The 9,548-nt window shown below is 62.1% G+C and carries 15 protein-coding genes; 10 read left to right on the forward strand and 5 right to left on the reverse strand.

What is annotated here, in order from left to right; translation table 11 throughout:
- Positions 1-27: 27 nt before the first annotated feature.
- Both CB0205_RS0110720 and CB0205_RS0110725 read left to right on the forward strand, forming a co-directional pair.
- A complete protein-coding gene (locus tag CB0205_RS0110720; RefSeq protein WP_010317212.1) occupies positions 28-264 on the forward strand; it encodes a hypothetical protein in 237 nt (78 codons plus the stop codon).
- Positions 265-287: 23 nt separating this feature from the next.
- The gene (locus CB0205_RS0110725) at positions 288-701 is read left to right on the forward strand and encodes a hypothetical protein (RefSeq protein WP_029626323.1); all 414 of its coding nucleotides are present in this window, start codon (positions 288-290) and stop codon (positions 699-701) included.
- A gap of 3 nt (positions 702-704) precedes the next feature.
- On the opposite strand, the gene CB0205_RS0110730 is transcribed toward CB0205_RS0110725, so the two are convergent.
- On the reverse strand, positions 705-1,157 hold the full coding sequence (locus CB0205_RS0110730; protein ID WP_010317215.1) for a nuclear transport factor 2 family protein: 453 nt from the start codon (positions 1,155-1,157) through the stop codon (positions 705-707).
- Positions 1,158-1,177: 20 nt separating this feature from the next.
- Positions 1,178-2,098, reverse strand: coding sequence for a transglycosylase SLT domain-containing protein (locus CB0205_RS0110735; protein ID WP_010317216.1), 921 nt, complete (start codon positions 2,096-2,098; stop codon positions 1,178-1,180).
- Positions 2,099-2,173: 75 nt separating this feature from the next.
- Here CB0205_RS0110735 and CB0205_RS0110740 point away from each other — a divergent pair, with 75 nt between their 5' ends.
- Positions 2,174-2,833 carry a methyltransferase domain-containing protein gene (locus CB0205_RS0110740; RefSeq protein WP_010317217.1) on the forward strand — a complete coding sequence of 220 codons (660 nt, stop codon included), beginning with the start codon at positions 2,174-2,176 and terminating at the stop codon, positions 2,831-2,833.
- On the opposite strand, the gene CB0205_RS0110745 is transcribed toward CB0205_RS0110740, so the two are convergent.
- Positions 2,830-3,027: a hypothetical protein gene (locus tag CB0205_RS0110745; RefSeq protein WP_010317218.1), complete on the reverse strand. Its 198-nt coding sequence runs from the start codon at positions 3,025-3,027 to the stop codon at positions 2,830-2,832. The genes CB0205_RS0110740 and CB0205_RS0110745 overlap by 4 nt on opposite strands.
- Positions 3,028-3,175: 148 nt before the next feature.
- On the opposite strand from CB0205_RS0110745, the gene CB0205_RS0110750 reads away from it, so the two are divergent.
- The 7 genes from CB0205_RS0110750 to psaK all read left to right on the forward strand — a co-directional run bounded on the left by CB0205_RS0110750 (position 3,176) and on the right by psaK (position 6,372).
- Positions 3,176-3,412, forward strand: coding sequence for a DUF3136 domain-containing protein (locus CB0205_RS0110750; RefSeq protein WP_010317220.1), 237 nt, complete (start codon positions 3,176-3,178; stop codon positions 3,410-3,412).
- Between the two features lie 67 nt (positions 3,413-3,479).
- On the forward strand, positions 3,480-4,586 hold the full coding sequence (locus CB0205_RS0110755) for a phosphotransferase enzyme family protein (RefSeq protein WP_010317222.1): 1,107 nt from the start codon (positions 3,480-3,482) through the stop codon (positions 4,584-4,586).
- Between the two features lie 2 nt (positions 4,587-4,588).
- Positions 4,589-5,137 carry a DOMON-like domain-containing protein gene (locus CB0205_RS14710; protein WP_050778482.1) on the forward strand — a complete coding sequence of 183 codons (549 nt, stop codon included), beginning with the start codon at positions 4,589-4,591 and terminating at the stop codon, positions 5,135-5,137.
- A 120-nt stretch (positions 5,138-5,257) separates the two neighbouring features.
- A complete protein-coding gene (locus CB0205_RS0110765; RefSeq protein WP_232197302.1) occupies positions 5,258-5,404 on the forward strand; it encodes a hypothetical protein in 147 nt (48 codons plus the stop codon).
- Positions 5,405-5,424: 20 nt separating this feature from the next.
- Positions 5,425-5,727, forward strand: a complete 303-nt coding sequence (locus tag CB0205_RS0110770; RefSeq protein WP_029626326.1) for a DUF2499 domain-containing protein — start codon at positions 5,425-5,427, stop codon at positions 5,725-5,727.
- Complete coding sequence (locus CB0205_RS0110775; RefSeq protein WP_010317230.1) at positions 5,724-6,056, forward strand: DUF3593 domain-containing protein; 333 nt, start codon at positions 5,724-5,726, stop codon at positions 6,054-6,056. Before CB0205_RS0110770 ends, CB0205_RS0110775 begins: the two co-directional genes overlap by 4 nt.
- A 58-nt stretch (positions 6,057-6,114) precedes the next feature.
- Positions 6,115-6,372: a photosystem I reaction center subunit PsaK gene (gene psaK / locus CB0205_RS0110780; protein WP_010317232.1), complete on the forward strand. Its 258-nt coding sequence runs from the start codon at positions 6,115-6,117 to the stop codon at positions 6,370-6,372.
- A 15-nt stretch (positions 6,373-6,387) separates the two neighbouring features.
- Here psaK and CB0205_RS0110785 read toward each other — a convergent pair whose 3' ends face one another.
- On the reverse strand, positions 6,388-7,641 hold the full coding sequence (locus CB0205_RS0110785) for an NAD(P)/FAD-dependent oxidoreductase (RefSeq protein WP_010317234.1): 1,254 nt from the start codon (positions 7,639-7,641) through the stop codon (positions 6,388-6,390).
- Positions 7,634-9,541, reverse strand: a complete 1,908-nt coding sequence (gene dxs, locus CB0205_RS0110790; RefSeq protein WP_010317235.1) for a 1-deoxy-D-xylulose-5-phosphate synthase — start codon at positions 9,539-9,541, stop codon at positions 7,634-7,636. The genes CB0205_RS0110785 and dxs overlap by 8 nt, the downstream gene beginning before the upstream one ends.
- Positions 9,542-9,548: the final 7 nt, after the last annotated feature.

The following is a 9,548-nucleotide window of genomic DNA, read 5'->3' on the forward strand; positions in this document are numbered from 1 at the left end:
GGATTGCCGGGAGGTCCAGGTCAGAGATTGGCCAGCGAACGCCACCAAGTCATCCTGAGCGAGGCCGCAGCGCACTGGGTTCGCGACTTCTCAAAGGAGCAGCGCCACTCGATCTCAAAGGCCATCGCCATCCTTGTGGATGAGGCGATCGAGCGTCGTGCAGGCCCCGGCCTCGATGAGACCCCAGACACGGACTTCCGCCACTTCCTTCGCGAAAAGTTCTCGATGGACTTCGAGATTTGGTCCCATTCCAAACGCGGGTAGGACGTACACAGATGCCCCCATCCATGACTCCCTTCTTCCAGTCTGGAATCAGCCTTGAAACCTCAATCCAGCTCAGCACCTGGCTGGATGCTCGCTTTGGGGCGACGACGGATGAGCAGACGGCGAGCGATCGCCTGGGACGACAGGCCGGGTTGCTTGTCGCCCATGACCTGGTCACGGCTCAATACGCAACCAATGGGATGGCCGATGTCTTTGCGGCGATGCATAGCTGTATCGACGACTGGCTGGAGACGTCTCCCGTACCGCCAGGGGAACGCCGGCCGATCAAGCGCCGTGCGGTTCGCGCGGGGGTGATCCAGTGCTGGACATCACTGGCCGAGATGCGGCCGGATGAGCCCTGCTACCAGGAGCTGATGGAACAAACCTGTGCAGCGGTCATGGTGGCTGAATTGGCGGAGGATCAACCGAGCGCCTGAGACTTAGTCCACGAAGCGTTTGTAGAGCCAGCGCACAAAACCACCGATCAAGGGGACAGGGGCAAACGTTGGGCCGACAAAGTCGAAATAGTCGCGGTGATCAACGATCAGACCCTGGTCATTGAGCCGCAGTCGCGTCGCGCCCGGATACACGAACTCAATGCCCTTGATCTTCAGCCCCATCGTCCATTCGACAAAAGCGGTTTGGCCGCTCAGGGCGACGGCGTGCGGAGCCAGGTAGACATCATCGCAACGGTTCACCAGGCCATCCTGGGCATCGAGGTAGGCCTGAAGTCCATCGCGGGACTGGGTGGGATCCTCAAAATGCACATCCGGTGCATACACCGCTTTCCATTGCCCATGGCTCGGGGCCGGTGCGCCATAGGGCTTGGTGAACAGCTGACGCAGGGACTGCTCCGTCAGTGGGAGCTGGAATCCAGAGGAAGAAGCAGTCACAGCTCAAGGAGCGGGTGCGCTCATCCTGGCTTCCTGGGAGGAGCGCTGCGGGGGTGCAACTGCAGGTAGCGATCGACAGGCAGGGGTTGGAGTTGTTCGTAGCCAACAGGAAGCCAAAGATCCCCCTGCTGGGCGTTGTAGTGAATCTCCCAGTGATAAAGGCCCACCAAGGCCTGGGGATCCTCCTTAATCAAGGAGGCATAGAGGAGAACAGCCTCGCCGTAGAGATCGCTGTTGTTGTAGCCCCAGAGACCACGGCGAATGTTCTTGAGACCGCCGCGGCGCACGAGATAACGGGCCGCTGCCTGAATCGCATCATGGGGATTACGGATGTCCCCTCGGCCGATGCCTGGCTCCGCCCAGGTGGTTGGCAAGAACTGCATCGGGCCCTGGGCATTGGCAATGGAGACGCCGTCAATGCGTCCCATCCCGGTCTCCACCAAGTTGACCGCCGCGAGCACCTCCCACTCGATCCCTGTCGCGGCTTCGGCCTTGCGGTAGTGGGCGAGTAACTGGGGCAGGGGTTCGGGGGGAATAATCCGCCAGGCCGGCACCTGGGCAGGGCGGCGTTTGCTCATCGCCAGAAACGCACGTCTCGCCGCCAGGTGCCGTTCGGCCACGGAACGCCAACGGGTTGGGAGTTGATCCAGGACCGCCTGACTGCGCTGTCGATCAAGCGAGAGAACCCGATAGATCACCTGCTGTTGATGGGCCAAATCCGGGAGTTGGTCCGCTGGCGTCTGCGGATCGCGCAACTGGCGCTCAAGCGCAGCCAGTCGACGCGCGGTCTCGCTTGCAGCACGCGGAACCGTTGGGTAACTGCGGGGTTGCCGCCGCGGCGCGGCGGCGGGAGCAGCATTGCTTTGGGCCTCGTTGGGGGAGGCACAGGCCACCAGTCCTGCCAGGGCTGCAGCAAGAACCAAGCCAACGGATCGGGTCATGGATTCAGGGCCGCTGCGCCCATGCCTACAGCATTCGCGCTCAGGTTGCAGACTGCAGCGACCGATCAATCAGCCATGACCGTTCTGGTGCTGGAGGAGTCCCAGAGGCGCAAGTGGGACGGATCCGATGACGTCCTGTTTTATGCCGAGCCGCGGCTGGTGCATCACCTTGACCAGGCCTTCCGCACACGGCTCACCGCGCTCTACACAGAGCGGATTCCAAAGAACGCCGTAGTGCTGGATTTGATGTCCAGCTGGGTCTCACACCTTCCAGAGGACAAGGCCCTCGAGCGGGTGATCGGGCACGGTTTAAACGAGAAAGAACTCGCGGCCAACCCCCGCCTGGATAGCTACTGGCTGCAAAACCTCAACCAAAACCAGGAACTACAACTACCCAGCAGCAGCGTGGACGCCACCTTGATCGTCGCCGGCTGGCAGTACCTCCAATATCCCGAGGCCATCGCCAGTGAACTGCTGCGGCTGACGCGGCCTGGCGGTCAGGTGATCGTTGCCTTCTCCAACCGGATGTTCTTCACCAAAGCACCCCTGATCTGGACCGATAGCAGCGATCAGGACCATCTCGATTACGTCGCAGGGGTCCTGGAGGCCCAAGGCTGGCAGTCAACCGAGCGAATCGCAGAAACCACAAAGGCCGCTGGCGTGATGGGGCTGCTCGGTCAGCCGGGTGACCCGTTCTTTGCCGTGATCAGCCACAAACCAAACCAGCTGCCTTAAGCGGCCCAATCGCGGTCGCGCCCCAAGGGAGCTGGAGCGTTCGTTGGTTCGTCCGCGGAGTAGGCCAACTCGAGGATCAAGCGCTTGGTCTTCTGGCGCAGACGGCGCCGATGGCTCAGAAAGGCCCGCACGAGTTGAAGACCCACCACTCCGTAGAGCAGCAAGAGCGCGGCGTTGGCAACGGCAGCAAGCATGCGGCAGCCCCAAAGGTGGGTCCATGAGAGCCGCTTCATGGAGCGCGGGCAATCAATCGAGAGAAAGTTTTTTGATTTGGCTCTGCAACGCTGTCGCCCAGGGCACCCGGTCACTCGCGTAGGTTGAAGGCTGGTACAGGGCCTTCAGATGACAGCGAGTTCAGAAGGTCTAACGATTGGTGAGCTGGAGTCCAAATACTTCCTCTACCGCAAGGCCCTGAAACAGCTGCTGCTCGAAGGACGTTCGACCGCCGGCATCGAAAAAACCCTGGTCTGGAGCAGGCTCGAGACCCTGCACAACTGCCTTCCCCGTCAGTACAAGGCACCGGACCAGATCCGCTACCAGCTTCAGCGGGAGATTCAACGGGAGAGCACGGCCAGCTAGGCCGGTCCTCTCGAACAGCTGACCCCGAGTCCTCAGGACAAGGCTGTTTCCGTGACAGCGTCATCTGATGGATGCCGCTCTCCTGGAGGCCGCTGAGGTCTTTCATCCCCCAGGGACCGTGTTGCAGGTCAGCCCCCTGGGAAGCGGCAATGTCAACGACACCTATCTGGTCGAGACCGCTCGCGGAGCGTATGTCTTGCAGCGGATCAACACAGCGGTTTTTGGCTCACCGGAGCAGGTGATGCGCAACCTGCTGACCCTGCAGGCGCATATCGCAGGGAAGGAGCAGCCACCGCAGAGCTCCCGCTGGGAGCACCCGCAGTTGCTGGCGCCAAGGGGCTCAGCCGATCCCTGGCATCGCTGCCAAGAGGGCAAGGTCTGGCGCTGCATGAGCTTCATCGGCCAGGCCCGCAGCGTTGATGCGATTGAGGATGAGCGGCAGGCCTACGAACTGGGCCGGGGGCTCGGTCGCTTTCATCAACTGATCCACGACCTCCCCACCGAGACTCTCCACGACACCCTCGAGGGGTTCCACATCACCCCTCGCTACCTCGATCAGTACCGGCAGGCGCTGGTACGCACACAAGCCGAGCCCTGCGAGGACGCCGACTTCTGCATTGCCTTTATTCGCGAGCGCGAAGGCTTCTGCTCCGTCCTCGAGCAGGCCAAGGAGCGCGGCGAACTGCAGGAGCGGCCGATTCACGGTGATCCCAAGATCAACAACGTGATGCTGGACACAGAGACGGGCGAGGCCGTCGCCCTGATCGATCTCGACACGGTGAAACCAGGACTGGTGCAGTACGACATCGGAGATTGCCTGCGCTCCTGCTGCAACCGGGCTGGCGAGGAGGCCAGCAGCCCCGATCAAGTCAGTTTTGATCTGGGATTAGCCGAAGCCATCCTGCGGGGCTACCTCGAGGCGGCCGGTTCGATGCTGACGGCATCGGATCGTCGCTTCATCCCCGAAGCCGCTCGACTGATCAGCTTCGAACTAGGTCTTCGCTTCTTCACGGATCACCTCAATGGCGATGCCTATTTCAAGGTGAAGACGCCCGGACAAAACCTCAAACGCGCCCGCGTGCAATTTGCACTCACCCAGAGCATCGAAGAGCAGTGGGAGTTGCTGCAAACGCTGCTGGTGGGCCTGAGCAACCAGGCCCCTGCTGCCCTGTAAGCGTGCTTCGCCTGCAGCCCTTTCAACACGAAGTGTTCCTCCAGGACTGCAGTGTTGAAGCGAATCTCGTTCTGTGCGATTCCGAGCTGCAACTGCAGTTCAGGTTGCAGGGCCCAAGCGATCAACTGGTTTGCCCGGAAGCAACAGCCGAGCCCAAGCGTGTAGACGGTCTTTGGCAGAGCACCTGCCTCGAAGCTTTTTTTGGCGTTCCGGGCCAGCGTCCCTACTGGGAGTTCAACCTCAGTCCCAGTGGTGATTGGAACCTCTACAGGCTGGAGGACTACAGGCAGGGGTTGGCCATCGAAACGGGGATCCAGGTCAAAGGAATCAACAGCCGCCGGCAGGAACTGGATTCGGCCTTGATCCTGGAGTCCGAGGTTTGCCTGGATCTGAAGAAAGCCTTTGAGCAACTGGAATGCTCTCTGACGGCCGTTGTCGCGTTACACCACCAGGGATGCAGCTTTTGGGCGTTGAAGCACTGCGCCAGTGAAGCCGATTTTCACCGGCGCGAAAGCTTCAGCATCACGGCAAAACAATCCGCTCAACACTGATTACAAAACCGAAGAAATTCACACGCTTTGAAAGCGAAACGTTCTTTTCGGTAGCGTGCGTTACATCAACGCCTGTCCGGTTTGAATGTCACCCACTGCGGAGAAGAGCACCTGGTCAGCATGACCACGGCTGAAGCCTCCCAGCTGGTCGATGCCTGCGCCTTGCTTCTTCTGGCATCGAAAACGACCCCGGATTGCCAACTCAAGCCCGAGATGGCTGCGGTGTTGCAGACCGTCTTCGAGCACCTCAGCACCCACGTCGTCTAAGCGGCCGCTAGAAACGGCCCATGCACGCACTTTCCCTACCCACCTGGTGGATCCATGTGGCCTCAGTGTTGGAGTGGGGACTGGCCATGCTGGCCATTCAACGGTGGGGCCAACGGCGCGGAGAGCCGGAGTGGAACTGGCTAGCGCTGGCCATGGTTCCAGCGTTGATCAGTGCCATGGCCGCCTGCACCTGGCACCTCTTTGATAACGCCCAGGAGCTCTACGGACTGGTCGTCCTGCAGGCCGGCTGCACCGTCCTTGGCAACGCTGCCATGGCTCTGGCGGCCTGGAATCTCCAGCGCAAGCGGGCAACCCTGGGATGAACGGGCTGATCCAAGCTCTCAGCGCTGGTCTGAGCCAACTCGGGAGTGTTGATCCCTCGTCCCTGTTCGCGGCCTCACTGTTCCCTTACCTGGCCTTTCTCTGGTGGGCCTGGAAGTCCAAACGCGTTCCACCCCTAGCCCTCTGGGGCTTTGGCTTCACCTTGATCTTTGTCTTGATCACGATTGCAGCGGCCCTGCTGGCCGAAGGGCTCTACGGCCGTCAGTTGGCCGATGTGGATCCATTGCATGGGGGCGCAGAGCTGTTCTTGACCGTCAGCAACGTGATGATCCTGCTGGGATTCATGCCCAAGGGGGTGAACAAGTCTTAAGCGAAGGGGGCCATTGGCCTGCGCCGCTCGGAAGATGAGGTGTCACCCAAAGATTTCGATGCTCGCTCCTCTGCTGGCTATCGCCCCCGCCTCCGTGGCCTGGTCTCCCAAGGTGGGCCTGGTGATGATCATCGCCAACGTGATCGCCATCGGCATCGGCAAGGCCACCATCAAGTACCCCAACGAGGGTGCACAGCTTCCCAACGCAGCCATGTTTGGCGGCATGAGCCACGCCGCTCTGCTGGCCACCACCTCCTTCGGTCACATCCTCGGCATGGGCGCGATCCTCGGCCTGGCCGCCCGCGGCGTGGTCTGATCCACGCTCCTTCGTTCAGTCGTCTGAGGCCCCCCTCCTGCAGGGGGGCTTTTTTGTGGCCATGGATGCCCAGCCCAGCAGGTAGGGCAGGGCCCGCAATCCATAGCGCTCGAAGCGGTAATCAAACAACAACTGCGAGAGTGCATCGGCACTGGCCGTTGTCTGCAACCCCTCGAGTAGACGCTCCAAACGACGATCGGCCGGTTCACCGGAGAGACCGAGCCAGGTGCGTTGGGCCAGACGGCCGCTCAGGGACCAGCGCCACCCCAGCTGTTGGCGCAAACGTTTGGGATAGCTCGCGAGGGGCCGGCCTCGCCCAGCCAGCGCCCCCAGCAGGAAGGGTGCAAGAACATCGGCACTGGTCAGGGCATGGCGAATGCCTTCGCCACCGAGCAGATTTCCGGTGCTGACCGCGTCGCCCAATCCCACCAGAGCACCACGTTGATGGGCTTCACGGCGACGAATCGTGCTGCGGATCAGGCCCCCATGGCGATCCACCACGGTGTCGCCAGTCAGCCCCAGGCGATCGAGCAGTTGCAGCTGCAATTGGTGGAGCGGCGGTTGCGAGCGCCCGCTGTCGTGCAGGCGGCAGACGCCTACCTTTAAGCGCCCGGGCTCCATGGGAAAGACCCAGCCATAGCCCTGGGGAACCCAACGACTGCCGAGCATGAAACTCAGGCGCCCGGTCCAGTCCTGCCAGCGCTCGACGGGAACCTGGAGCACCCACTCCACCCCTGAGCCACTGACCAGGGGGTGGTGGCGTGGTTCACCCATGAGCACACGTTTTTCTCCGGTGGCATCGACCACGAAACGGCTGGTGATCACTGCTTCACGGCCCCCCGGGCCCCGCAGCTGCGTCTGGGCGAGACCGGAGCTCAGGGTCTCGGTGGCGCAGACCCTCCAGCCGAGCTGGAGTTGCGTACCGCTAGCCAGGGCCTGATCTGCCAACCAGCGCCGCAGGGCCGCAAAGTCCAAAACAACGCCGAGTGGTGCATCGGCCGCCCAGCAACGGCGACTCTCCCCCGGCCCAAAGAGCTGCCACTGGTCCCAGCGAGAGGCGATCACCGACTCGGGCAGCTGCCAACGCTCGACGGCGCTGAGCGGCAGGGCGGCACTGCTGAAGGCGTTCTTCGAGAAGTCCTCCAGGGCCTCCACCAGCAGCACCGTGGCGCCAGCTGCACTCAACTGCTGTGCCAAGCGAGAGCCGGAAGGACCGGCGCCCGCAATCAGCACATCCCAGGTTCTCTGATCGCGAGGCGCTTCAGACACCCACAGCCTGGCGCTTCAAGGTGCCGAAGCGATCCAGGATGGACTCGGTCATCTGGACCGGGGTGAGGCCCAGGGCCTCCTTGCTTTGGGCCGGTGTGGCGTGGTCCACCAGCACATCCGGGATACCAATCCGGTGCACCGGCAACAGCACGTCCTTGTCGTTGAGGATCTCGACCACAGCGGCGCCGAAGCCACCGGCGAGGCAGCCCTCTTCCATGGTCACCACCTTGCCGATCCGGCGAGCCATCGGCAGGATCAACGCCTCATCCAGCGGGCGTAGGAAGCGGGCGTTGATCACCGCCGCGCGGACGCCCTGTTCCTGCAGCAGACCGGCTGTGGCCATGGCCGGAGCCACCATCGAGCCATAGGCCACGATCAGCAGATCATCGCCATCGGTGAGCAGTTCACCGCGTCCGATCTCCAGGGGCTCCCATCCCTCTTCCATCAAGGGGGCTCCTTCCCCTTCACCCCGCGGAATGCGGAGGGCGGTCGGACCACTGTGGTTCAAGCAGGTCACCATCATCCGTTGCAGCTCGGCCTCGTCCTTCGGCGCCATGACCGTGAAATTCGGAACACAGCGCAGGTAGCTGATGTCGTACTGGCCTTGGTGCGTGGGGCCATCGGCACCGACGATGCCGGCGCGATCCAAAACAAAAGTGACCGGCAGGTTCTGGATGCCGACGTCATGGATGAGTTGGTCGTAGGCGCGCTGCAGGAAGGTGCTGTAGATCGCACAAACGGGGCGCAGTCCTTCACAGGCCATGCCAGCCGCCATGGTCACGGCATGCTGCTCAGCGATGCCGACATCGAAATACTGCTGGGGGCGGGCCTTTTCAAGAAGGTCAAGACCCGTGCCCGTGGCCATGGCGGCCGTGATTCCCACCACCCTGGGATCCTGCTCACAGAGTTTGACCAGGGTCTGGCCGAAGACCTTGCTGTAGCTAGGGGGCTTGGGCTTGCTGGAGGGGTAGGCCTTGCCGGTCGCTAGATCGAATGCACTCTGGGCGTGGTAGCCCACCTGATCCGCCTCAGCGAAGGCGTAGCCCTTGCCTTTGGTGGTGGCCACATGCACCAGCACCGGACCCTCATGGGCGTGGGCCTGCTCGAAGACGTCGATCAGACCTGCGATGTCATGGCCGTCGACCGGGCCCATATAGGTGAAGCCCAGTTCCTCAAAGACCGCGCCCAGCTTGGGGACGGCGAGCCGCTTCATGCTCTCTTTGAGGTTCTTGAGCTCCGGCGGCAGCTCACCGTGCATGAACGGCAAGTGCTTGATCGCCTCTTCCGCGTTGTCCTGAAGGAACTGCAGCGGACGGCTATGCCGCATCCGGTTCAGGTGGGTCGAGAGCGCCCCGACGGGGGGGCTAATCGACATGTCGTTGTCGTTGAGGACAACCAAAAGGCGGGTCTTGGGGAGGTGGCCTGCGTGGTTGATGGCCTCCAGGGCCATGCCCCCGGTTAGAGAGCCATCACCAATGACGGCAACACTCTTGAGATCATCACCGCGTTGATCACGGGCCAGGGCCATGCCCAGGGCGGCAGAAATCGAAGTGCTGGCGTGGCCTGCACCGAAATGGTCAAAGGAGCTTTCGCAGCGCTTGAGGTAGCCCGCAACCCCGTCTTTTTGACGCAGGGTGTGGAAATCCTTGTAGCGACCAGTGATCAGCTTGTGGGGATAGGCCTGGTGGCCCACATCCCAGACCACGCGGTCCTTGTCGAGGTCGAGGGTCTGATAGAGGGCGAGGGTCAGTTCCACAACGCCCAGGCCAGGACCGAGGTGTCCGCCGCTGGTGCTCACCACCTCCAGGTGGCGTTCTCGGATCTGACGGGCAATGCCCTCTAACTCAGTGACGCTCAGGCCATGCAGCTGATTCGGATGCGTCAGCTCTCTGAGATGCATGCCTGCG

This window comes from Synechococcus sp. CB0205 (assembly GCF_000179255.1).
Classification (GTDB): Bacteria; Cyanobacteriota; Cyanobacteriia; order PCC-6307; family Cyanobiaceae; genus Vulcanococcus.

Excerpts from the sequence above, each read along its gene's own strand:
- CB0205_RS0110725 (WP_029626323.1), top strand. The coding sequence starts at position 288 with ATGACTCCCTTCTTCCAGTCTGGAATCAGCCTTGAAACCTCAATCCAG.
- CB0205_RS0110735 (WP_010317216.1), bottom strand. The coding sequence starts at position 2,098 with ATGACCCGATCCGTTGGCTTGGTTCTTGCTGCAGCCCTGGCAGGACTG.
- CB0205_RS0110740 (WP_010317217.1), top strand. The coding sequence starts at position 2,174 with ATGACCGTTCTGGTGCTGGAGGAGTCCCAGAGGCGCAAGTGGGACGGA.
- CB0205_RS0110745 (WP_010317218.1), bottom strand. The coding sequence starts at position 3,027 with ATGCTTGCTGCCGTTGCCAACGCCGCGCTCTTGCTGCTCTACGGAGTG.
- CB0205_RS0110750 (WP_010317220.1), top strand. The coding sequence starts at position 3,176 with ATGACAGCGAGTTCAGAAGGTCTAACGATTGGTGAGCTGGAGTCCAAA.
- CB0205_RS0110755 (WP_010317222.1), top strand. The coding sequence starts at position 3,480 with ATGGATGCCGCTCTCCTGGAGGCCGCTGAGGTCTTTCATCCCCCAGGG.
- CB0205_RS0110765 (WP_232197302.1), top strand. The coding sequence starts at position 5,258 with ATGACCACGGCTGAAGCCTCCCAGCTGGTCGATGCCTGCGCCTTGCTT.
- CB0205_RS0110770 (WP_029626326.1), top strand. The coding sequence starts at position 5,425 with ATGCACGCACTTTCCCTACCCACCTGGTGGATCCATGTGGCCTCAGTG.
- CB0205_RS0110775 (WP_010317230.1), top strand. The coding sequence starts at position 5,724 with ATGAACGGGCTGATCCAAGCTCTCAGCGCTGGTCTGAGCCAACTCGGG.
- psaK (WP_010317232.1), top strand. The coding sequence starts at position 6,115 with ATGCTCGCTCCTCTGCTGGCTATCGCCCCCGCCTCCGTGGCCTGGTCT.
- dxs (WP_010317235.1), bottom strand. The coding sequence starts at position 9,541 with ATGCATCTCAGAGAGCTGACGCATCCGAATCAGCTGCATGGCCTGAGC.